This window comes from Dactylosporangium sp. CS-047395 (assembly GCF_050942185.1).
Classification (GTDB): domain Bacteria; phylum Actinomycetota; class Actinomycetes; order Mycobacteriales; family Micromonosporaceae; genus Dactylosporangium.
Genome location: NZ_CP192015.1, coordinates 9,416,312 through 9,438,480 on the forward strand (window position 1 = coordinate 9,416,312; position 22,169 = coordinate 9,438,480).

Consider the following 22,169-nt stretch of genomic DNA (forward strand, 5'->3'; position numbering starts at 1 on the left):
TGACAAATTTGACGAAAACTTAGGTTTGCCTTACCTTCCGGGCATGGCCCATGTCGCGATGACCTCGCCCCTGGCGCCGGTCGTCGCGGCGCTCGAGGGACTCCGCCGCCGCCACCCGGCCCTGACCTGCAGCGTCGTCCCCGGTCTGGTGATCACCCCGACGGCGGAATGGACAAGGGCGATAAACCCGGAAGCCGCAGCGGTACTCCTCGTGGCCGGCTGGACCCGCGCCCGCCGCATCCCGCTGTTGCTGCCCGGCGAGACCTACCTGAACCGCGCCGGTCAACTGGGCGTGCGCCGCGCCGACGTCGCCGTCCTCGCCGACGACCCCGCGGCCGGCTCCCCGGGCGTCCTGGTCGCCGCCGACCGCGACGAACTCCTGGCCCTGGTCGCCCACCATGCGGGCGCGGACGTGCCGCGGCTGGAACTGGCCCGCCACGTACGCCACCTCACCGCCCTGCTCGCCACCCCGACCGTGTCGAAGCCGCGCCGCCGCCACCCGGCCCTCCAGCCCTGACCTCACCCGGCCCGCACCAGTCGAAGCCGCGCCCGCCGCCCCCGGTCTTCCGGCCCTGACCTCACCCGGCCCGCATCGCCGGCGCCGCGATCCGAAAACCGCTGGTCAGCCGTTGATCACCGCCGCCAGATGCGCATATATGACCTGGCGGGGTATAAGTCCGATATGTCGGGCTGAGGAACGAAGCCCGACATATCGCGACAACAGCCAGTACCTACCGCCGCACGACCAGCAGCGGGATCTCCATCTCCGCCCGGGTGCTGGAGCCGTGGAAGGCCACCATCTCCCCCAGCCGCGCCGGCTCGTGGTTGCTCGCCAGCAGAATCCAGCGGTCCCGGCACACCGCCACCACGTCGCCGATGCGCTGCAGGTGGGACTCCGGGACCGGGCCGAACCAGCCCGCCGCCACCGCCTCCTCGCGGGGGACGATCCAGGCCCGGTCGCCCAGGATCGCGCGCCAGGTGGCCAGGACGTCCGCCTCCGCGCCGGACGCGGTGTGCAGGTAGCGGACCCTCGCCTCGCCCGTCACGAACGAGACGCCGGTGGTCAGGCGGGGGTCCTGGGCCAGGTCGAGCCGGCACTCCGGCGGGATGTCCAGCTGGCCGTGGTCGGCGGTCACCAGCAGGGCCGTGTCCGGGGGCAGGGCGTCCACCAGGCGGGTCACGAGGCGGTCGGCGTCCGCCGTCGCCCGGTGCCATTCCGGGGTGGCCAGGCCGAAGTCGTGGCCGGCCCGGTCGACGTCGGGGAGGTAGCCGTACACCAGGCTCGACTCCGACAGGGCGGCCAGCATCTCCTCCGCGACCGCGTCCGCCTCCACGCCCGGGCCGAGGCGGGCGCCGCGGTAGGCCGACTGGGACAGGCCCGTACCGGCGAAACGGGGGTTGGTGACGACCGTCGGGGCCAGGCCCGCCTCGTGGGCTCTCGTGAACGCCGTCGGGACCGGCTGCCAGTCCGCGGGATCCGGCTCGCCGGTCCAGTGCAGGTGGTTCACCACCTGGTCGGTGCCGGGGCGGTGCAGGTTGAAGCCGACGATGCCGTGCCGGCCGGGGGCCGTGCCGGTGCCCAGGGTGACCAGGCTGACCGGGGTGGTGGACGGGAAGCCCGAGGTGATGGGGCGGGCCGAGCCGAGGCGGCCCTGGACGATGTCGGTCATGGTCGGGGCGTGGCCGGCGGCCAGCGGGAGCTGGTGCCAGCCCAGGCCGTCCAGCAGGACCACCGCGATCCGGCGGACGCCGTCCAGCTCACCGGCCAGGTTCAGCACGTCCTCGGCGCCGGGGACGCCCAGGACGGCGAGCGCGGTCGGGAGGACGTCGGCGAGGCTGGCGTGGCCGTAGCGCGGCTCGACCGGAGCCAGGAGGTTCATCCGCGCCGGGCTAGGAGGTGGAGCTGGGTGGCGATGTCGCGGTACGGCGGGGTCGCGGCCAGGGCCAGCTCGAACGCGGCCAGGGCCTCGGGCTCGCTCTCGGCCACGGTGCCGGGGACCAGGTCGGCGACGACGCGGACGCCGTGGACCTGCTCGACGGTCAGGCCGCACTCGTCCAGCAGGGCGGTGGCGGTGCCGGCGTCGTAGCGGCGGCGGAGCCGGTCGCGGCTGTCGCCCCGGCCGTCGGGGCTCGCCATCAGCAGGGACGCGGCGGCCAGGTTGCCGCTGATCGCGCGGGCCAGGACGGCGGCGGCGCGGTTGGCGACCACGACGCTGGCCGCGCCGCCGGGGCGCAGGGTCCCGGCGAGCGCGGCGACGACCTTGTGCGGGTCGTCCACGACCTCGAGCAGGCTGTGGCAGAGGACCAGGTCGACGCTCCCCGGCTCGACCAGGTCGGCCAGGCCGTCGCCGTCGCCCTGGACCGCGCGGACGCGCTCCCCCACGCCGGCCTCGGCGGCGCGGCGGGTGAGGGCGGCCAGCGCGTCGGGGCTGGCGTCCACGACGGTGACCGTGTGGCCGGCCTGGGCGAGCGGCACGGCGAAGCCGCCGGTGCCGCCGCCGACGTCGAGGGCGTTCAGCGGACGCTCGGCCCGGGCCAGTTCGCGACGCAGCACCTGCCAGACGACCGCGGTGCGGGGGGCGGAAGACTCCACCCCACCGACCTTAGTGGAGCAGCGGAAGGTACACCTGGCCGCCCGCCGCGGTGAACTCGTCGGACTTCTGCCGCATGCCGAGCTCGGCGTACTCGCGCAGGTCCTGGCTGATCCGCATCGAGCAGAACTTGGGGCCGCACATGGAGCAGAAGTGCGCGGTCTTGGCGGGCTCGGCCGGGAGCGTCTCGTCGTGGTACGAGCGCGCCGTGTCCGGGTCGAGGGCCAGGTTGAACTGGTCCTCCCAGCGGAACTCGAACCGGGCCTTGGACAGCGCGTCGTCCCACGCCTGCGCGCCCGGGTGGCCCTTGGCCAGGTCGGCGGCGTGCGCGGCGATCTTGTAGGCGATCACGCCGGCCTTGACGTCGTCGCGGTTCGGCAGTCCCAGGTGCTCCTTGGGGGTGACGTAGCAGAGCATCGCGGTGCCGTACATCGCGATCATGGCCGCCCCGATGGCCGAGGTGATGTGGTCGTACGCGGGCGCGATGTCCGTGGTCAGCGGCCCGAGCGTGTAGAACGGCGCCTCGTGGCACCACTCCATCTGCAGGTCCACGTTCTCCTTGATCTTGTGCATCGGCACGTGCCCCGGGCCCTCGATCATGACCTGCACGTCGTGCTCCCAGGCGATGCTCGTGAGCTCGCCCAGGGTCCGCAGTTCAGCCAGCTGGGCCTCGTCGTTCGCGTCGGCGATGGAGCCCGGGCGCAGGCCGTCGCCGAGGGAGAAGGCCACGTCGTACCGCGCGAAGATCTCGCACAGTTCCGCGAAGTGGGTGAAGAGGAAGTTCTCCTCGTGGTGGGCCAGGCACCAGGCGGCCATGATCGAGCCGCCCCGCGACACGATGCCGGTGACCCGCTTGACGGTCAGCGGCACGTACCGCAGCAGCACTCCCGCGTGCACCGTCATGTAGTCGACGCCCTGCTCCGCCTGCTCGATCACCGTGTCGCGATAGGCCTCCCAGGTCAGCCGCAACGGATCCCCGCCGACCTTCTCCAGGGCCTGGTAGATCGGCACGGTACCGATGGGAACCGGCGAGTTGCGGATGATCGCCTCGCGCGTCGCGTGGATGTGCTTGCCCGTCGAGAGGTCCATGACCGTGTCGGCGCCCCAGCGGGTGGCCCAGGTCAGCTTGGCCACCTCCTCGTCGACGCCGGAGGACACCGCGCTGGTGCCGATGTTGGCGTTGACCTTCACCAGGAACCGCGACCCGATGATCATCGGCTCGCTCTCCGGGTGGTTCACGTTGTTGGGCAGGATGGCCCGGCCCGCCGCCAGCTCGGCGCGCACCAGCTCCGGTTCGACGCCCTCGCGGATCGCCACGAACTCCATCTCCGGGGTGATCACGCCCTGGCGCGCGTAGTACAGCTGGGTCCGCTCGACCGGGCCGCGCTCGGCGATCCACGGCCGTCGGTCGGTCACCGGCCCCGACGTGTCGTAGAGCCGCACCGGCGGGTTGTCGCCGCTCAGGTCGACCTCGGCGAACGGGACGCGGAGATCCTCGCGCGAGCCCTGGACGTACACCTTGCGCTTCATGCTCTTCCTTCCTGAAAAAGGCATGGGGGTAGCCAGAAATGTCGATCGGAAAAAGGAGAGACTCAGCCCCAGGCGAGCGGTCCGTGACCGGACCCGAGCGACCACCCGGCGGCCCGGGTCAGGGCGTTGTGCACATAGGTCTTGGCCCCGTCGAGCGCGGCCGGAAGGTCGTCGCCCGAGGCCAGCCGGGACACCAGTGAGGCCGCGAACGTGCAGCCCGTGCCGTGGTTGTTGGCCGTGGTGATCCAGGGCGCGGTCAGGAGCGAGGTGCGCCCGTCGTACCAGATCGCATCGACCGCCTCCGCGCTCCCCCGCAGATGCCCGCCCTTCACCACGACGCACCGGGGTCCGAAGCCGGCGAGGTCGGCGGCGGCCTTGATCGCGTCGTCGGCGTCGAGGACCTCGCGGCCCAGCAGCACCGACGCCTCCCGCAGGTTCGGGGTGACCACGGTGGCGTGCGGGAAGAGCAGCTCGAGGTACGCCCGCTCGGCATCGGCCGTGAACAACCGGTCGCCCGAGGACGCGACGAGCACCGGATCGACCACGAGGCCGGGCAGCCGCGGCGCGAACCTCGCGACCGTGGCCACCGTTTCGGGGGTGGCGAGCATGCCGGTCTTGACCGCGGCGACGGGCAGGTCGTCGAGCACGGCCTCGAGTTGCGCGGCGACGAACGTCGGGTCGACGGCCGAGATGGCCCGCACGCCGACCGTGTTCTGCGCGGTGAGCGCGGTGATCACGCTGGTGCCGAAGACGCCGTGCGCGGCGAAGGTCTTCAGGTCGGCCTGAATCCCGGCCCCGCCGCCCGAGTCCGAGCCGGCGATCGTCATGGCGACCGGTGGGTTGGCGCTCATGCGGTCAGCAGCTCCTTGACCAGCCGCGCCGGGTCGTCGGCGCGCATGACGGCACCCATCACGGCCACGCCCGCCGCGCCCTCGTCGAGGCAGTCGCGCGCCCGGGCCGGGGTGTCGACGCCGCCGAGCGCGTACACCGGGACCGGTGCCACGACGGCCATCCGGCCGAGCGCGGCCAGGCCGAGCGGCGGGCCGTACCCCGGCTTGCTGCGGGTGGCGAAGATCGGGGAGAGCGTGACGTACCGCGGACCGTCGGCCGCCGCGAAGAGCTCCTCGAGGTTGTGGCACTTGCGCACCGCCCCGTCCTCCTCCAGCAGCAGCCGGCCGCCGACCTGGTCGAGGCGGGTGCGCAGGGCGGCCGCGAGCTGCAGCCGGCGCCGCGGCGGGAGGTCGTGCTCGCGCAGGACCACCACCCGCGCGCCGCCGTCGATCGCGCCGGCGACGACCTCGTCCAGCGGGCGCTCGGCCTGCCGCCGGTCGGTGAACAGGACGAGACGCGGCTCGATGGGTGCTACCACGGCATGCCTCCGGTCGGGCTGGATGCGGTCGCGTGCAGGCGGCGCGGGATGCGCCCGGCCAGGTGGGCCAGCCGCCCGGCCCGCACCGCGAGGCGCATCGCCTCGGCCATGCGCGCGGGGTGCTCGGCCCGGGTGACGGCGGAGGCGAGCAGCACCCCGTCGCAGCCCAGCTCCATGGCGAGGGCGGCGTCGGAGGCGGTGCCGATCCCGGCGTCGAGGATGACCGGGACGGTGACCAGCCGCCGGATGAGCGCGATGTTGTGCGGGTTGCGGATGCCCAGGCCGGAGCCGATGGGCGCGCCGAGCGGCATGACCGCGGCACAGCCAACGTCGGCGAGGCGCTGGGCGAGGATCGGGTCGTCGCTCGTGTACGGCAACACGACGAACCCGTCCGCCGCGAGCTCGGCCGCCGCGGTGACCAGCTCGACCCCGTCCGGCAGCAGCGTCTCCTCGTCGCCGATCACCTCGAGCTTCACCCAGCTGGTGCCGAAGGCCTCCCGCGCCAGGTGGGCGAGCTTGACCGCCTCGGTCGCGGTGTAGCAGCCGGCGGTGTTGGGCAGCACGCGCACGCCGCACCGCTCCACCACGTCGAGCAGCGAGGGCGCGGCCGGGTCGAGCCGGCGCAGCGCCACGGTGACGAGGGCGGTGCCGCTGGCCCGGATGGCGGCCTCCAGCGCGGCGTGGCTGGTGGCGCCGCCCGTACCGAGAATCAGCCGGGACGGCAGCTCGACGCCGTCGAGGACCAGGACGTCCGCGGTGTCAACCACCCTGCACCGCCGTCAGCACCTCGACATGGTCGCCGTCGGCCGGGCGGGTCTGCGCCCAGTGCGAGCGGGGCACCACGTCACCGTTGAGGGCGACCGCGATCCCGCGGGGATCGTCCCCGGCGAGCGCGAGCACCACGTCGGCGACGGTGGTGTCGTCGGCGACCGTCGATGCGACGGCGTTGACCACGAGCTGCATGTGGCTCATCACTCCTGCCTCCCTGCGCCGGCATGACCCGGATCAGGTTCGACGGTCGGGGGCTCACAGCCCCCCTCTCAGCCCGGTCACACCGGACTCCCGTGGGATACGCCTCGACCATAACGCCGCCGTCGGGCTCAGGTAAAGCGGCCGGACCCGAACGCGCTGATATCGATTTCCGTCGAATCGAAGACGATGAGGTCGGCGATCGCCGCCGCGGTGGCCGGGGCCAGCAGGACGCCGTTGCGGTGGTGCCCGGTGGCCACCAACGCGCCGCCGGGCAGCCGGTCGATCACCGGGGCGTTGTCCGGAGTGCCCGGGCGCAGGCCGGCCAGGGTCTCGGCGAGGACCAGCTCGGCGACCCCGGGCAGCAGGTCGGCGGCCGGGCGGAGCAGGTCCAGCACGCCGCCGGCCGTGACCGTGGTGTCGGCGCCGCGCTCCTCCTCCGTGGCCCCGACGACGAGCTCGCCGTCGGCCCGCGGGACGAGGTACACGTCCCGCCCCGCCGCCACGCCCCGCACCACGTGCCGCAGCAGCGGTTCCGGCCCGCGCAGCCGCAGCAGCTGACCCTTCACCGGGCGCACCGGCAGCCCGGTCAGCGCGGCCGAGCCGATCCCGGTGGCGACGATCGTCACATCTTCCCGAAGCGTGGACAGATCGGTGATCTCCCGCCGCTCGAACCGCACCGGCAGGGTGCGCAGCGCGCGCAGCAGGAGCCGCGGGTCGACCTGGTGATCGCCCGGCGCGTACGCCCCGCCGCGCACCCGCGGGGCCAGCAGCGGCTCGCGCTCGCGGAGCTGGCGGCCGGTGAGCGGCTCGATGGCGGTACCGGCGCGGCGGTAGAACCCGATCAGCCGGTCGACCTCCGCCTGGTCGTCGGCGGTGAGGGCGACGAGCAGCGTGCCCTCGGTGCGGTAGGCGATCGCAACGCCGGTCCGCGCCTCGACCCGCGCGGCGAACGAGGGCCAGCGCCGCACCGACTCCAGCATCAGGGCCTGCAGGTCCTCCTCGCCGAAGACGGCCTCGGCGGTGGGCGCGAGCATCCCGGCCGCGACCAGCCCGGCACCCCGCCCCGGATCGCCGTCGTACAGCGTGATCCCCTCAACACCCCGCTCGACCAGCTCGAACGCGATGCTCAGGCCGATGATCCCGGCCCCGACGATCGCGACGCTCACCGGAGGAACTCCGCGGCCGCGGCGAACGGATCGGCCGCCCCGCTGACCGCACCCACCACGGCGACCGCGTGCGCGCCGGCCGCATAGAGCTCCGGCGCCCGGTGCGCGGTCACCCCGCCGATCGCCACCACCGGGACCGGGACCGCCGCCGCGACCGCGCGGACCCCCGCCACCCCGATGGCGTCGGGCAGGCCGGCCTTGGTGTCCGTCGCGTAAGCAGGACCTACGCCGAGGTACGAGGCGCCGTCCGCGACCGCCTGGCGGGCCGTGACCGGGTTGCGCGCGGTCGCCCCGAGGATCGCGGCCGGGCCCAGGATGCGCCGGGCGGCGGCCACCGGCAGGTCGTCGGCGCCCACGTGCCCGCCGTCGGCCCCGGCCGCCAGGGCGATGTGCAGCCGGTCGTTGACCAGGCAGGTGCGGCCCAGCTCGCGGCACATGGCGAGCACGCGCACGGTCAGCTCGTAGGCCTCGCGGTCGGTGACGTGGTCCTCGGGGCGCACCTGCACCACGTCGAAGCCCGCGCGCAGGGCCGCGGCCACCACGGCGAGGGTGTCGCGGCCCGGTCTCGTGTCGGTGATGAGATGCAGTCGTCCGAGTGGCCGTTCAGGAGGATGCACCGCGATAGCTTTTCAGACATGAAGCAAGTACGACTCGGCCGGACCGGCCTGCAGGTCTCGGAAATCTGTCTCGGCATGATGAGCTACGGCGACCCGGCCCAGCGGCCGTGGGCGCTGGAGGAGGAGGGTGCCGACCCGTTCGTGCGCCGCGCGGCCGAGGCCGGCATCACGTTCTTCGACACCGCCGACGTCTACTCCCTCGGGGCCAGCGAGGTGATCACCGGCCGGCTGCTCGCCAAGTACTTCGCGCGCCGCGACGACTACGTGCTGGCCACCAAGGTGCACGGCCGGATGAGCGACACCCCCAACGACGGCGGCCTGTCGCGCAAGCACATCCTGGCCGGCATCGACAACTCGCTGCGCCGGCTCGGCACCGACTACGTCGACCTCTACCAGATCCACCGCTGGGACCCGAACACGCCGATCGAGGAGACCCTGGAGGCCCTGCACGACGTGGTGCGCGCCGGCAAGGCCCGCTACATCGGCGCGTCGAGCATGTACGCCTGGCAGTTCTCCAAGGCCCAGTACCTCGCCCGCGCGAACGGCTGGACCCCGTTCGTCGCCATGCAGAACCACTACAACCTCGTGTACCGCGAGGAAGAGCGCGAAATGCTCCCGCTCTGCCAGGACCAGGGCGTCGGGGTCATCCCGTGGAGCCCGCTCGCCCGGGGCCTGCTCGCCGGCAACCGGGGCCGCGACGGCGAGCGCCGCACCACGCGGGCCAACAACGACCCGTTCGGCGACTCGCTGTACTCGGCGAGCGCGTTCGACATCGTCGACGCCAACGCCGAACTGGCCGCCGAGCGCGGCGTCAGCCCGGCCCAGACCGCGCTGGCCTGGCTCCTCGCCCAGCCGGCCGTGACCGCCCCGATCGTCGGCGCCACGAAGCTGCAGCACCTGGAGGACGCGATCGCCGCGACCGACCTGACCCTGGACGAGAAGGAGCTCGAGCGCCTGGCGGCGGGCTACGTCCCGCAGGCCGTTTCCGGCCACTCCTGAGACAACACGAAGGGGGCCCGCCGGGGCCCCCTTCGGTACAACGGTGGGACTAGTTCGCGGCGACGCCGAACTGGCCCTCGCCGCCGTGGAGCTCGGTGCCCTCGGCGAACGCGGTGTCGAAGCGCTGCGACAGCGCGTCCAGCTCGCCGAACTCGGCCGAGTGGGTCTGCTCGCTGCCCTGGGCGGCGAACGTGTGGTCGTCCTCGGACGCGTCGTGGCTGTAGTTGGTGAAGTCGGTCGACTCGAAGTGCACGGCGGCCGGCTGGTCGTACTCCACGTGCTGGCCCGTCGAGAAGTCCGTGGACTCCTGCGCGTGGTGGTCGTCCTCGTACACGCCGAACTGCGACTGCGCGTCGTGCTCCGAGCCCTGGGCCTGGTGCAGCTGGTCGAGACCGTCGTGCTCCTGGCCGGCCGAGAAGTGGCCGTAGTCCACGTCGTGACCAGTGTCGCCGGCGTCGAAGTCGCTCATCGTGTTCCCCTTGGTCGTCGTATTGCGTTGCCATGAACGGTACGGCCACGGTTACGCGGAAGAATCCCGGAAACGTGCCAGTGGCGGCTTGCCGACAGAAGTGAACCACGCTCACGGAGCGCGGCGTGTCCTACCGCCGGCCAGGACCGATGCTGCCGAGGATACCGATCCGCGGCGGGGATACGCTGTCGGCCGTGATCGGGCCGCTGGCAATCGCCGCACACGTGCTGTCGCTCGTGGTCGCCGTCTGGGCGTTCGTCGAGTTCTTCCGGCAGCGTGAGCCGTCCCGCCCGCTGTTCATCGGCCTGTGGGCGGTCGAGGCGCTGGTGGCGGTCCAGGTGGTGGCGCTGGTCGTCGGGCTGGCGGACGGTAGCCGGCCGACCGGCGGCGACATGGTCACGCTCATCGGGTACCTGCTGACCGCGGTGCTGCTCCCCCCGGCCGGCATCGTGCTGGCCCGCATGGAGCCGACCCGCTGGGGCTCGCTGCTCATCGGGGCGGCGGCGGTCATCGTGCCGGTGCTCATCCTGCGACTCGGACAGATCTGGAATGGCTGACAAGACCGGGAAACCCCTCAACCGCGGCTTCGGGCGCGTGCTCGTGTTCGTGTACGGCGTGTTCGCCCTCTCCGCCAGCGCGCGGGCCGGCGTCCAGATCGGCACCAAGTTCCACGACGCGCCGCTGGCCTACTCGCTCTCGGCGCTGGCCGCGCTGGTCTACATCGTGGCCACCGTCGCCCTGGCCCGCTCAAGCCCGGCCTCGCGCCGGGTCGCCTGGTTCGCGGTCGGCTTCGAGCTGCTCGGCGTGCTCGCGGTCGGCACGGCCAGCCTGGTCGACGAGGCCGCGTTCCGGCACCCGACCGTCTGGTCCGGCTTCGGCGAGGGCTACGGCTGGGTCCCCTTGGTCCTGCCGTTCGTCGGCCTGTTCTGGCTCTGGCGTACCTCCGGACAGCGGGCGGTCGCGGAGACGACAGCGGCGAAGGGCTGACTGCTCCACCATTCGCGCCATGACCACTTCCCGTGGGCCGGCCATCGTGATGTACCTCGTGGCCGTCTTCGAGTTCCTGCTCGGCGGCGTCTTCGTCGGCGTCGGGGCCGTCGTGCCCGAGCTCACCACGACATTCACGCTGGTCGGTGGCGCGCTCATGGTCACCGCGGTGATCCTGTTCCTGTTCGGGCGGCGCTTCCACCGGCGGTTCAAGGACGCCCAGGCCCTGCGCGAGCACGGCGTGCGCGGCACCGCCCAGGTCCTCGGCGCGCGCCAGACCGGGGTGTACATGAACGAGCAGCCCCAGGTCGCGCTCCAGCTGCGGATCACGGCGCCCGGGCACGGCACCTACGACACCACGGTGAAGGAGTACGTGCCGCTGATCGCGACCGGCATGCTCGGCACCGGCCGCCCGCTGACCGTGCTCGTCGACCCGCTCGACCCGGCCAAGGTGGTCATCGAGTGGTCGTTCGCGGCCGAACAACCGCCGGCACCACCCACGCCGCCGCCCGCCGACCCCTTCCTGAAGCAGCAGATCCTCGCCACCGGCATCCCCGGGACCATCCGGGTGCTGTCGGCCGAGTTCGCCGGGAGCCTCGACGAGCAAGGGCGGCCGTTGTACTCCGCGCAGCTGCACATCGCCGTGCAGGGTCGCGCCCCGGTGGCGGGTCCGGCCGTGTTCGCGGTGCCGCTGGAACGGGTCTCGGTCATGCAGCCCGGCGGGGTCATCCCGATCAAGGCCAACCCCAGCGACCCGATGCAGTTCGCCGCCGACTGGGACCGCCTGGCCACCGGCTGAGCCGCACCGGGAGCCGCACGCGGAAGTGTCAGCGCAAGCCGCACCCGGCAAGCGTCAGCGGAAGTCGCGGCTCGGCGAGCGGATCGGCAGGGTCAGCGCGGCGAGGTGGTCGGCCCGCAGGTTGAGCACCCCCTCGGCCTTCTCCAGCACCCCGCGGATGACCATCGCGTTGGCCGTGCGGGCGACCCGGCGGTACCGCTGCCAGAGCCCCGGCGTGCAGGTCACGTTCAGCATCCCGGTCTCGTCCTCGAGGTTGATGAACGTGACCCCGCCGGCCGTGGCCGGGCGCTGGCGGTGGGTGACGATGCCGCCGACCGACACCCGGCGCCCGGCACTGACCGCCTGCAGGCCCTCGATCGACACCGCGCCGATGGTGTCGAGGTAGGGCCGGGCGAACTGGGCCGGATGCGCGTCCGGGGCCAGGCCGGTGGCCCACACGTCGGCGACCATCCGCTCGACCGCGTCCATGCCGGGCAGCATCGGCGCGTGCTGGCCGCCGACCGTGCCCGGCAGCCGGTTCGCCGTCTCACGGGCCGCGGCGCCGGCCGCCCACAGGGCCTCGCGGCGGGTGAGTCCCAGGCTCGCGAAGGCGTCCGCGGTCGCGAGGGCCTCCAGGTGTACCGCGGACAGGCCCGCCCTCCGCGCGACGTCGGTCAGGGAGGTGTAGGGGCCGCCTTCGTGCCGTACCGACGCGAGCTTTTCCGCCACCGCGTCACCCAGCGTGCGCACGGACCTGAACCCCAGACGGACCGCGGGGCCGTCCCGGCCCCAATCGCGCGGCGCCTCGGACACGTCCGGCTTGGGGTCGCCCTCCAGCGTGGCCGCCGCCGCGCTGGCGTTGATGTCGGGCCGGCGCACCTCGACCCCGTGCCGGCGGGCGTCGTCGACCAGCGACTGCGGCGAGTAGAACCCCATCGGCTGGGCGTTGAGCAGCGCGGCGCAGAACGCGGCCGGGTGGTAGCGCTTGAGCCAGGCGCTGGCGTAGACCAGGTAGGCGAAGCTCATCGCGTGGCTCTCCGGGAAGCCGTAGTTGGCGAACGCGGCCAGCTTCTCGAACAGCTCCTGCGCGAGCGGCCCGGTGATCCCGTTCTCGGCCATGCCGGCGAAGAGCCGGTCGCGGATCGCGCTCATCCGCTCCATCGAGCGCTTCGAGCCCATCGCCCGGCGCAGCTCGTCGGACTCGGCCGGGGTGAAGCCGGCCACGTCGATGGCCATCTGCATGAGCTGCTCCTGGAACAGCGGCACGCCCAGGGTCTTCTCGAGCGACGGCTGGAGCAGCGGATGCGGATAGCTGACCTCCTCCAGTCCGTTCTTGCGGCGGATGTACGGGTGGACGGAGCCGCCCTGGATCGGGCCCGGCCGGATCAGCGCCACCTCGACCACCAGGTCGTAGAACGTCCGCGGCTTGAGCCGGGGCAGCGTCGCCATCTGGGCCCGGCTCTCGACCTGGAACACCCCGACGGAGTCGGCCCGGCAGAGCATGTCGTACACCTCGGGGTCGTCCAGCGGCATGTGCGCGATGTCCAGCTCGGAGTCGATCATCTCGAACGCGTACCGCAGCGCCGAGAGCATGCCGAGCCCGAGCAGGTCGAACTTGACCAGCCCGACGGCGGCGCAGTCGTCCTTGTCCCACTGCAGGACGGTCCGGTTCTCCATGCGGGCGTGCTCGACCGGGCAGACCTCGATCACCGGGCGGTCGCAGATGACCATGCCGCCGGAGTGGATGCCGAGGTGCCTGGGGAACGTCATGAGCTCGTTGGCGAAGTCCACCACCGGCTTGGGGATGTCCTCGGTCTCCGTCACGGCCACGGCGCCCCAGCGCTCGACCTGCTTGCTCCAGGCGTCCTGCTGGCCCGGGGAGTGCCCGAACGCCTTGGCCATGTCGCGGACGGCGGACTTCGGCCGGTACGAGATGACGTTGGCGACCTGGGCGGTGTAGGTGCGGCCGTACTTGCGGTACACGTGCTGGATCACCTCCTCGCGACGATCGGACTCGATGTCGATGTCGATGTCCGGCGGCCCGTCGCGCTCCGGGGACAGGAACCGCTCGAACAGCAGCCCCCACCGCACCGCGTCGACGTTGGTGATCTTCAGCGCGTAGCAGACCGCCGAGTTGGCCGCCGAGCCGCGGCCCTGGCAGTAGATGCCGTTGTCGCGGCAGAAGGTGACGATGTCGTGCACGACCAGGAAGTAGCCGGGGAAGTCCAGCTCCTCGATCATCGCCAGCTCGTGTTCCAGCTGGGCGTGGGCCTTGGCATTTCCCGGGTACCGCTCCTTCGCGCCCTCCGCCGTGAGGTGGCGCAGCCACTCCATCTCGCTGACGCCCGCGACCGGCACCGGATAGTCGGGCAGGTTGGGGGCGACCAGCTGCAGGTCGAAGGCGAGCTCGCGGCCCAGCCGGGCGGCGCCCGCCACCGCGCCGGGGTAGGCGGCAAACCTCCTGGCCATCTCGGCCCCGGAGCGCAGGTAGGCCGAGCCGGCGGCGGGGAGCCAGCCGTCGATCTCGTCGAGGCTTCTTCTCGCCCGCACCGCGGCCAGGGCGGTGGCGAGTTTCCGCTGCCTCGGCACGGCGTAGTGGACGTTGTTGGTGGCGATGGCCTGCTTCGCCATGGTGTAGAGGGCGTCGTTGCGCTCGTCGTCCAACGGGTCGCCGTGGGAGGTCAGCTCGACGACGACGTTCTCGGCGCCGAACAGGGTTTCGAGCTCATCAAGGGCTCGTCTGGCCGCGTCGGGGCCGCTGTCCAGGAGGGCCGCTTGCACCGGGCCCTTGCGGCAGCCGGTGAGCACCACGACGTGGTCGCGCAGGGCGGCGGCGGTCTGCTCCAGGTGGTACACCGGACGGCCCTTCTCCCCGCCGCGCAGGTGGGCCTCGCTGAGCACGCGGGAGAGCCGGGCGTAACCCTCCGGACCGCGGGCGAGCAGCAGCAGGTGGCGGCCGAGCGGGTCGGGCTCGCCGTTCTGCGGCCCGGGCAGGCCGAGGGAGAGCTCGGCGCCGAACACCGTCTTCAGGTCGAGCGCCCGGGCCGCCTCGGCGAAGCGCACCACGCCGTAGAAGCCGTCGTGGTCGGTGATGGCGAGGGCCTCCAGGCCCAGGCGGGCGGCGGTCTCGGCCAGCTCCTCGGGGTGGCTGGCGCCGTCGAGGAAGCTGAAGTTGCTGTGGCAGTGCAGCTCGGCGTACGGCACCGTGTCCCGCGCCCGGTCGATCGCGGGCGCGGTGTACTCCGCGCGCTTGCGCGACCAGGCCGGCGCGTCGCCGCCGTCGGCCGCCAGGACGTCCGGGTGGTACTCGGGGCCCGGGGGCTCCCAGCTCATCCGGTCGTGCAGCTTCGACCACGGGATGTCGGGGTTCGTGAAGCCCATCAGTCGTACAGCGCTTCCATGTGCCAGGCTCCGTTTCGCAGTACCGCCAGAAAGGCCCGGCCGTCCGCCAGCAGCAGCTGGAACCGGGCCGCCCGGACCGCCTCTTCCTCGTCCCACCAGCGCTCGTCGATCGGCCAGGGTCCGGCCCAGCCGGTGATCTCGATGGTCTCGTCGTGGATCGTGATGCTGTGCGGGTCGCCGGTGAGCTCCAGGCGGCCGCCGACCCCGACCGGTTCGCCGGCCGCGTCGCTGACGGTGGCCGGGATCGGGTCGGGGTAGACCGTGGCCGGGCTCGGACTCGGGATGCGCCCGGGCCACGGCGCCTCGGTCGCGCGGGCCTGGCGTTCGTCGCCCCAGGGCACGAGCCGGATCCGGCTCTGGTCCGCTCGCCCGCCGTCGAGGACCGCGGTGAGCACGGAGTCGGGGCCGAGGAGGCCTTGTACTCGCGACATGGCTCGGTGGGCGCGGTCGCGTTCCTCGCCGGCTTCGCCCCAGAGGCCAGGCTGTATGCCGAGGTGCGCGATGACGCCTTCGGGGATGAGGGCGATGGTGGCGATCCGTCGGTTCTGCCCGTTTCGAACCCACCCCTCCAACTGCCACCGGAGGCGGTCGGCGACGGCGTTGACGCTCAGCAGGCCGTCGTGGCGCCAGGTCCGCGTGAGCTCCTCGCCGGTCTCGGTGACCGCCTCGATGGCCAGCCGGGTGCAGGCCAGCCCGTGCCGCCCGAGCCGGTCGTGCAGCCGCTCGGCCAGGTTCCGCGCGGCGAACGCGGCGGCGTCGACCCGCTCGACCGGCTCGTCGAACGTCTCGCTGACCACGAGATCGGGCGGCGCCTGCCGCGGCGCGAGCGGCCGCTCGTCCCGCCCGCCGGCCAGCCGGTGCGCGAGCGCGGCGTCGAACCCGAACCGGTCCAGCACGTCCGCCCCCGGCAGCGCCGCGAATTCCCCGAGCGTGTGGATGCCCAACCGGCGCAGCAGGTCGACGAGGTTGGGCCGCCCGATCGCGGCGATGCTCTGTAGCGCCAGGAACTCCGCCGTCTCCCCGTCGGGCACGATGATCCCGGCCCGCGCGGCGAGCCCGGCCGCGAACGTGCCGTCGGCGATCCCGATCTGCGCCTCCACCCCGCACTGCTGCGCGATGTGCTCGACGATCCGCTCGGCGGCGACCGCTTCCCCGCCGTAGTACCGCGCGGGCCCGCGCACCGCCAGCGCACACGCCCCCGGCCGCAGCGCCTCCACCCCCGCGGCCACGGCCTCGACGGCGGCGAGCACCGGCTCGAACGCGAGCATGTCGCGGCCGGGGTCGTAGTCGAGCACGATGAGATGCGGGCAGCGGCCCTGCGCCTCCCGCTTGCGCAGCCCTCGCCGCACCCCTTCCTCCCGCGCGGCGGGCGAGGCGACGAGCACCTTGTTGGCGTGCAGGACGGCGACGGGCTCCTGGGACGGGTACCCGTCGACGATCTCGGCCGCCACGATGGGCCAGTCGGGACACCAGACGACGATCGTGCGCATGCTGGTTTTGGTGACCTTGTTCTCGGTCACCTTGTTCTCGGTCACCTTGTTCCCGGTCACCTTGTTCCCGGTCGCCTTGTTCTCGGTCGCCTTGTTTTGGTCACCTTGGTTTCGGTCACCTTGTTTGGTCACCTTGTCTGGTCACCCCACCCTGCGCAGCTTGACCGGCTCCTGCTCCCGGTTCGCGGCACGGTCACCGGCGGGCAGCGCGTGCGTCACCGGCGGCAGCGTGCCCGTCATCTCGGGGAGTTGCAGCGTCACCTCGCGCGGCGCACTGGCGGACCCGCGGCCGCGCGCCTGGACGGTGAGCTCGCGGTGGCGGAGGCGGCCACGTCCGGTGCCGATGCCGCCCCAGACCCCGTCGACGGGCGCCAGCGTGAGGTCGGCCCCGGCCCACGACCCCGCCGCCATGAGCACACTCCCCCGCTGCCGGGCCCGCGCCGCGAGCCGCCCGGCCACGACCGGCGCGATCGCCCCCGGCGGCGCCGTCACCACGATGTCGAACCCATCGAGCATCGCGGCGACGATGGTCGTCCATTCGGTACCGGGATGCGGCACCAACGCCAACCGCTCGAGCGCGATCCCCATCTCGGCCGCCGCCACGGGATTGAACGACGGCACCCCCACGACCGCACACCAGGACCCGGCCTTCGACGCGGCGGCGAGCATCGCGAGCAACACCGACGAGGTGTGCACGGCGATGGTGGCCCCGCGCCGCAGCCCGCCGCCGGGCAGCAGCTCCCGCAGCCCCGCCACCACCGGCAACGACCTGGTCCCGGCAACGACCTCGACGTCCCGCTCCCCCGCGGTACGCACCACCCCGTCGAGCTTGGCCGGCCGCACGACCTGCAGCCGCTCCTTGGGCTTCCCGGCCAGCCCGACCACGAAGGCCCGCGCGGCCTCGATCTCTTTCGCTTTTGCTTTTGCGTTCGCGCTCTTGTCGGCGTTGTCTGCGCTTTTGTCTGCGTGGGCGCTTTTGTCTGCGTGGGCGGCGCTTTTGTCGGCGTGGGCGGCGCTTTTATCGGCGTTGGCGGCCGTTCGGTCGATGCGCCGGGACGCGCGGCCACCGACGACGCTGATCGTGGACCAGTCGTCGTCCTCGGGCCGCACGTCGTCGTACGCCCCATCCTCAAGCTCGGCAACCGCCAAGCCCGATGCGCCAGCCACGGCCTTTCTTGCTCCCCCACGCGTCGTATCAGCCTGTACAAATATGGGCAAATCGCCCACACTTATGAAAAGCTCCCCCTTTCCTCACGAGCGACGGATCGGCCTTTTGACGTCCTGCCGGACGACTCAGGCCGCGCGCCCACTGTCAGGCGGCGCCGTGAGAAACCCAGGCCAGGCCGACCTGGCCCCGGGCGGAACGACCCGCCCATCGAGTCCCGCGTCGGACCGCCCACTGAACTCCGCGTCGGGGGAAGCCGGGAGCGGCACGAACACGACGGTGGGGGCCATCGGCACGAACCCAATCCCAGACGACACAGCTTCAGCAACGGCCGGCGACGAGAACTCAAGCAACGGAACGCTTCCGCCCACACCAACCGACTCGGGCGCGGGACCACCCTCACCGCCGCCGGCACCTTCGAGCGCAGCGCCGCCGGCACCTTCGGGCACAGCGCCGCCGGCACCTTCAGGCGCAGCGCCGCCGGCACCTTCGAGCGCAGCGCCCTCGACCGAGAAGGCGGGCACGGCAAAGCCCCACCGCGGCGCGAGCGTCGAACTCGCGACCGCGGCGGGCTTCACCTGAGACGTAGCTGCGCCTGAAACGTCAGCGCCCGCTCGGTCGTGGCGAGCTGCTCGGTGGTCGGCTCGGCCGCGGTGGTCGGCTCGGTCGGGGCGGAGGGCCGACGCCGGAGCTGCGGGCTTCACCTGGAACGTGGCTGCGCCCAAAACGTCAGCGCCTGACGCCGGAGCGGCGGGCGCGGCGGGCTTCACCCGAGACGTGGCTGCGCCCGAAACGTCAGCACCTGACGCCGGAGCGGCGGGCTTTACCTGAACCGTGGGCGCGCCCAAAGCGTCAGCGCCTGACGCCGGAGCTACGACCGCGGCGGGCTTCACCTGAGACCTGGATGCGCCCGAAACGTCAGCGCCTGGCGCCGGAGCTGCGGGCGCGGCGGGCTTCACCTGAAACGTGGGCGCGCCCGAAACATCAGCGTCTGGCGCCGGAGCTGTGGGCGCGGCGAACGGTGAGCGCGGGTGGCCGGCTGTCGGTTGCACGAGCTTGGCTGGGCGCGGGTCAGCTGGCCAGGCCTTCGAGCCTCGGCTGGTACGAGTAGCCGAGGGCGACCTCAACGACGGCGATGAACTGCTCCGCGGAGCGCATCAGGTCGTCGGCCTCGCGGGCGGTGACCACGCGGGGGATGCCGGCCTCGGCGGCGGAGCGCTTGCTCGCCGTGGCGGCGAAGAAGGCGGACCACTCGCTCAGTTCCGGGGCGACCAGCACCAGCAGCGACCAGACGCTGGTCACACGGCTGCGACGGCCGGGCGCGGCGGGCACGGCGCGAGCGGCGAGGACCGCAGCGGCGGCGCGCAGGGCCGCGAGGTGGGCAGTCGCGTACCGCATGCCGTCGGCCCGAATCTCGGCGGCCTCTTCCAACCCGTGGCGGGCCATGGTGAGCAGTTCGCGCGGGGTGCGGTGGGGAAGCGCATGCGCGGGAATCGGAAGCTGCTGGCGGGAAGCACCGCTCGGCCCGGCGGCCGGAGTCGGGGCCGGGAAACGACTGATGTTGGACGAGCTGGTCGAACGGTTCGTCGGCATCGGTGCTCTCCCTCGGTGGTACGTCGGCAGGTTTCGTGCCTGCGCCGATGAGTGCGCTTTGGTGCGCATGCCGTGCCGCTGCGGGGGGAGTCGCAACCGCCTGGCGTATGGGACCGCTGAAGCTGGCTATGGACCGTGGGGCTCTAGCTATGAACTGCGAGGACTGCGGCTTGCGAAAACTGCAGACTGCGAGGACTGCGGCCTGCGAAAACTGCGGACCGTCGATCCGGGCCGTGGAGCTTCGAGGCGATGGACCACGACGCTCCGGGCTGTACGGAACGAACTGCGGACTTGCGGACTTGCGGTCCTGCGGGAACGGAACTGCGGTCTTGCGGTCTTACGGAAACGGAACTGCGGTCTTGCGGGAACGGACTGCGGAACCGGTCTTGCGGGAACGCACCGCGGAACTGGTCTTGCGGAACTGCGACGAGTGGACGGCGCGGACTTGCGGAACGGACTGCGGAACGAACTGCGGAACTTCAGGGCCGTGCGGAAACAAGGTGCGGGGTGGAGCTGCAAGCCGGCGTCACGGGTGCGGCGCCGGTCGCCCCCTGGCCGAGCCGGCCGCGATCGGATGTGATCGCGAACGGAGCGGCGAGCCAGAGGGCGGGTGGAGCGATATGCAGTTGTGGGTCGAACGGGTGCCGGTCCGCGACTGCGACGGCGTGCCGGTCGGGCGTGGAGCTTCCCCACACCACACCCGACCGGCTGGGTCGCCGTCCGCCGCCCGGGGGTCGTGGGCGGCGAACGGCGGCCCCGCCTGAGGCCAGACCCGCGAAAATCCGGCCTCCGCGGTGTCGCGGACCGCGCTCGGGATTGGCGCCGCGAATCGCCTTACCCGAAGCAGTTCGAACACTCGTTCGATGGCTCAAGAGTACACCGGCCGACCCGGTGAGTGGCAATGGTTCAGCGAGGATTTTCGTACATCCGTTCGTACGATCACCCCGGCGAGCCCCTCCGGCCCGCGCACCCAACGCCTGTCGATCACTCCGCACCGAGGTCAGGCCGCCACTGGCGTGCAGGAACGACGAGGAAACGCGCAGGAACAGCGACGAGGAAACGTGCAGGAGCGGCGACGAGGAAAACGGCGACCGGAAGCAGCTCACACGTCCTCCCAGGCCGGCGTCAGACGTTCGCCCAGGAAGCGGGACATGTCCGCCACCTCCGCCTCCAGGGCGGCGCGAGCCCCGCCCGGCAGCCGGGCCCCGGGAAAAGGGCGCAGCACCACCCGCCGCCCGGCGCGGCGCCACAGCCCCGCCACCTGGCCGTCGATCAGCAGGGTGGGGGCGATCATGCCGCCGCCGGTGTTGACGCGGCGGGCGTGTACTGCCGGAAGGACAAACGAGCGGTCGCGGTACCCGAGAAGGATGGAATCGAACTGGCCCAGCAGGCGCGGTGGAGGCACCGCCGCGGAGAGGCTCGCCGTGTCAGGGCACAGGGCCAGGGCACGATGGGCGCTCGCCATCGGCAGGCCCGACCAGGCGGCGAAATCGGACGCGTCGGCCGGCCCGTAGCCGAGCAGGTAGCGCCGGGCGAGCTCGGCCAGGGCAGCGTCCCCGGTGAAGCGACGACCACAGTCCGGCGACAAAGGCCGCCCCGAGCCCCGATCCGAGCCAGTGAAGCGGCTATCGCAGTCCGATGGCGAGGGCCGCCCCGAGCCCCGATCCGAGCCGGCAAAGCGGCTATCGCAGTCCGATGGCGAGGCCCGCCCTGAGCCCCGATCCGAAGACGCCCGCGAGGCGGCATGGATGTCGGCGGTCAGGATCACCGTCGGCCGGCCGCTCAGGTCGGGGCCGCGGCAGACGAGGCCGGTCGAGGCGGCGTACGCGATCAGGTGGGCCGGAGCCTGCCCGCTCGCATCGATGCGCACGCCGCGGCGAGCCAGGCGGGCGACCAGTTCGCCGCGGTCCATCGGGCCGGCCCCGGACAGGATGCCGGGCAGCTCGGCCAGGGCCTGCGCGGCGGTGGCGGCGTCGACTCCGAGCTCCTCCCGGCGCCGCTCCCCCGCAGCGCCGTTGAGGGGACCGAAGAGCTCGGTCAGCCAGCCGAGGTCGGCCGCCGCCACCAGGTGCAGGGTGCCGCGCATCAGCCAGGTGCGGGCCAGCTCGCCGCGGGCCAGGGCCCGGTCGACGTCGGCGGCGGTCAGGTCGCGGGTCCGGGCGCGCACGGCGAGGCGGGCCGCGGGCCAGGACTGCGCCTGTACCCCCACCACCCGCTCCACCGCCCCCAGCACGCTGTCCACGGGCGGCCCGGACAGCAGCTGGGCCCGGAGTCGCCGCGCCCCAACCGTCATACCCGCACCATAGCCACGGGGTACGACAAAAAATCGAGCGCTCGGAACGCCATCAAACCCGACATATACCCCGTCACCGTATAAATCCGATAAGTCGCGGCGCGCCAGCGCCCGACTTATCGGACAAGATCACCCGCCGCGCAAGAGACCAGCAAAAGCGGATAAAGCTCCTGTCGGGGTATAAGTCCGATAAGTCGCGGCGCGCCAGCGCCCGACTTATCGAAGAAAACCCCCGAGGCAAGATAGACACCATGCAGCCTCACCCCAACGTCCAGGCGATCCAGGACGCGCTGGACGCCGCCGGCGCGCGTGACGCCGCCGGCCGTGCCTGCCAGGTCAAGGTTCTGACCGACCCGGTCCACACCGCCGCCGCGGCGGCTGCGGCGATCGGGATCGAGGTCGGCCAGATCGCCAACTCGCTGATCTTCGAGGCCGACGGCGAGCCGTTGCTCGTGCTCACGTCCGGGGCGCATCGGGTCGACACCGCCAAGGTCGCGGCGCTCGTCGGGGTGGGCAAGGTCAAGCGGGCCAGCGCGGAATTCGTTCGGGCCAGCACCGGGCAGGTCATCGGCGGGGTCTCGCCGCTGGCGCATCCCAAGCCGCTGCGCACGCTGGTGGACGTCGACCTCGGGCAGTACGACGAGATCTGGGCGGCCGGCGGCATCCCCCAGGCCGTCTTCCCGATCACGTTCGCGGAGCTGGTGCGGGTCACCAGCGGTACCACCGCCGAAGTGGCGTGACGGTCCGG

At 72.6% G+C, this 22,169-nt stretch carries 21 protein-coding genes and 1 riboswitch; of the genes, 6 read left to right on the plus strand and 15 right to left on the minus strand.

The window, feature by feature from the left end:
* Nucleotides 1-43 precede the first annotated feature (43 nt).
* The gene (locus tag ACQP00_RS44030; RefSeq protein ID WP_433208840.1) at nucleotides 44-517 is read left to right on the plus strand and encodes a hypothetical protein; all 474 of its coding nucleotides are present in this window, start codon (nucleotides 44-46) and stop codon (nucleotides 515-517) included.
* A 214-nt stretch (nucleotides 518-731) separates the two neighbouring features.
* On the opposite strand, the gene ACQP00_RS44035 is transcribed toward ACQP00_RS44030, so the two are convergent.
* From ACQP00_RS44035 to thiE, 9 genes are all read right to left on the minus strand, one after another.
* The gene (locus ACQP00_RS44035) at nucleotides 732-1,880 is read right to left on the minus strand and encodes an alkaline phosphatase family protein (protein ID WP_433208843.1); all 1,149 of its coding nucleotides are present in this window, start codon (nucleotides 1,878-1,880) and stop codon (nucleotides 732-734) included.
* A complete protein-coding gene (locus ACQP00_RS44040) occupies nucleotides 1,877-2,593 on the minus strand; it encodes a methyltransferase domain-containing protein (protein ID WP_433208846.1) in 717 nt (238 codons plus the stop codon). The genes ACQP00_RS44035 and ACQP00_RS44040 overlap by 4 nt, the downstream gene beginning before the upstream one ends.
* A 10-nt stretch (nucleotides 2,594-2,603) precedes the next feature.
* On the minus strand, nucleotides 2,604-4,121 hold the full coding sequence (gene thiC, locus ACQP00_RS44045) for a phosphomethylpyrimidine synthase ThiC (RefSeq protein ID WP_433208849.1): 1,518 nt from the start codon (nucleotides 4,119-4,121) through the stop codon (nucleotides 2,604-2,606).
* 62 nt (nucleotides 4,122-4,183) lie between these two features.
* Complete coding sequence (gene thiD, locus ACQP00_RS44050; RefSeq protein ID WP_433208852.1) at nucleotides 4,184-4,972, minus strand: bifunctional hydroxymethylpyrimidine kinase/phosphomethylpyrimidine kinase; 789 nt, start codon at nucleotides 4,970-4,972, stop codon at nucleotides 4,184-4,186.
* On the minus strand, nucleotides 4,969-5,490 hold the full coding sequence (locus tag ACQP00_RS44055; RefSeq protein WP_433208855.1) for a thiamine phosphate synthase: 522 nt from the start codon (nucleotides 5,488-5,490) through the stop codon (nucleotides 4,969-4,971). The genes thiD and ACQP00_RS44055 overlap by 4 nt, the downstream gene beginning before the upstream one ends.
* Nucleotides 5,484-6,257, minus strand: coding sequence for a thiazole synthase (locus ACQP00_RS44060; RefSeq protein ID WP_433208858.1), 774 nt, complete (start codon nucleotides 6,255-6,257; stop codon nucleotides 5,484-5,486). The genes ACQP00_RS44055 and ACQP00_RS44060 overlap by 7 nt, the downstream gene beginning before the upstream one ends.
* Entirely contained in the window at nucleotides 6,250-6,462 is a 213-nt protein-coding gene (gene thiS, locus ACQP00_RS44065) for a sulfur carrier protein ThiS (protein WP_433208861.1), read from the minus strand. Before thiS ends, ACQP00_RS44060 begins: the two co-directional genes overlap by 8 nt.
* Nucleotides 6,456-6,566, minus strand: a riboswitch (TPP riboswitch). It overlaps the preceding gene by 7 nt.
* Before the next feature lie 24 nt (nucleotides 6,567-6,590).
* Nucleotides 6,591-7,628, minus strand: a complete 1,038-nt coding sequence (thiO, locus tag ACQP00_RS44070; RefSeq protein WP_433208864.1) for a glycine oxidase ThiO — start codon at nucleotides 7,626-7,628, stop codon at nucleotides 6,591-6,593.
* Nucleotides 7,625-8,170, minus strand: coding sequence for a thiamine phosphate synthase (gene thiE, locus ACQP00_RS44075; RefSeq protein WP_433224205.1), 546 nt, complete (start codon nucleotides 8,168-8,170; stop codon nucleotides 7,625-7,627). The genes thiO and thiE overlap by 4 nt, the downstream gene beginning before the upstream one ends.
* Before the next feature lie 93 nt (nucleotides 8,171-8,263).
* Here thiE and ACQP00_RS44080 point away from each other — a divergent pair, with 93 nt between their 5' ends.
* Complete coding sequence (locus tag ACQP00_RS44080) at nucleotides 8,264-9,244, plus strand: aldo/keto reductase (RefSeq protein WP_433208867.1); 981 nt, start codon at nucleotides 8,264-8,266, stop codon at nucleotides 9,242-9,244.
* A gap of 49 nt (nucleotides 9,245-9,293) precedes the next feature.
* Here the strand turns inward: ACQP00_RS44080 and ACQP00_RS44085 are convergent, their stop codons facing one another.
* Nucleotides 9,294-9,713, minus strand: coding sequence for a hypothetical protein (locus ACQP00_RS44085; RefSeq protein WP_433208870.1), 420 nt, complete (start codon nucleotides 9,711-9,713; stop codon nucleotides 9,294-9,296).
* A 194-nt stretch (nucleotides 9,714-9,907) separates the two neighbouring features.
* Here ACQP00_RS44085 and ACQP00_RS44090 point away from each other — a divergent pair, with 194 nt between their 5' ends.
* Genes ACQP00_RS44090 through ACQP00_RS44100 form a run of 3 tightly spaced genes read left to right on the plus strand, consistent with a single transcriptional unit; the run spans nucleotide 9,908 to nucleotide 11,499 of the window.
* Nucleotides 9,908-10,270, plus strand: coding sequence for a hypothetical protein (locus tag ACQP00_RS44090; RefSeq protein ID WP_433208873.1), 363 nt, complete (start codon nucleotides 9,908-9,910; stop codon nucleotides 10,268-10,270).
* Nucleotides 10,263-10,700, plus strand: a complete 438-nt coding sequence (locus ACQP00_RS44095) for a hypothetical protein (RefSeq protein ID WP_433208876.1) — start codon at nucleotides 10,263-10,265, stop codon at nucleotides 10,698-10,700. Before ACQP00_RS44090 ends, ACQP00_RS44095 begins: the two co-directional genes overlap by 8 nt.
* Before the next feature lie 19 nt (nucleotides 10,701-10,719).
* The gene (locus tag ACQP00_RS44100) at nucleotides 10,720-11,499 is read left to right on the plus strand and encodes a hypothetical protein (protein ID WP_433208879.1); all 780 of its coding nucleotides are present in this window, start codon (nucleotides 10,720-10,722) and stop codon (nucleotides 11,497-11,499) included.
* Between the two features lie 54 nt (nucleotides 11,500-11,553).
* Here ACQP00_RS44100 and ACQP00_RS44105 read toward each other — a convergent pair whose 3' ends face one another.
* From ACQP00_RS44105 to ACQP00_RS44125, 5 genes are all read right to left on the minus strand, one after another.
* On the minus strand, nucleotides 11,554-14,859 hold the full coding sequence (locus ACQP00_RS44105) for an error-prone DNA polymerase (RefSeq protein ID WP_433208882.1): 3,306 nt from the start codon (nucleotides 14,857-14,859) through the stop codon (nucleotides 11,554-11,556).
* Entirely contained in the window at nucleotides 14,859-16,370 is a 1,512-nt protein-coding gene (locus ACQP00_RS44110; protein WP_433224207.1) for a DNA polymerase Y family protein, read from the minus strand. Before ACQP00_RS44110 ends, ACQP00_RS44105 begins: the two co-directional genes overlap by 1 nt.
* A gap of 141 nt (nucleotides 16,371-16,511) precedes the next feature.
* Nucleotides 16,512-17,519, minus strand: coding sequence for a hypothetical protein (locus ACQP00_RS44115; RefSeq protein WP_433208885.1), 1,008 nt, complete (start codon nucleotides 17,517-17,519; stop codon nucleotides 16,512-16,514).
* Between the two features lie 1,087 nt (nucleotides 17,520-18,606).
* Entirely contained in the window at nucleotides 18,607-19,128 is a 522-nt protein-coding gene (locus ACQP00_RS44120) for an SAV_6107 family HEPN domain-containing protein (RefSeq protein ID WP_433208888.1), read from the minus strand.
* A 1,102-nt stretch (nucleotides 19,129-20,230) separates the two neighbouring features.
* Nucleotides 20,231-21,421, minus strand: a complete 1,191-nt coding sequence (locus ACQP00_RS44125) for a winged helix DNA-binding domain-containing protein (protein WP_433208891.1) — start codon at nucleotides 21,419-21,421, stop codon at nucleotides 20,231-20,233.
* A gap of 251 nt (nucleotides 21,422-21,672) precedes the next feature.
* Here ACQP00_RS44125 and ACQP00_RS44130 point away from each other — a divergent pair, with 251 nt between their 5' ends.
* Complete coding sequence (locus ACQP00_RS44130; protein ID WP_433208894.1) at nucleotides 21,673-22,161, plus strand: YbaK/EbsC family protein; 489 nt, start codon at nucleotides 21,673-21,675, stop codon at nucleotides 22,159-22,161.
* Nucleotides 22,162-22,169 lie beyond the last annotated feature (8 nt).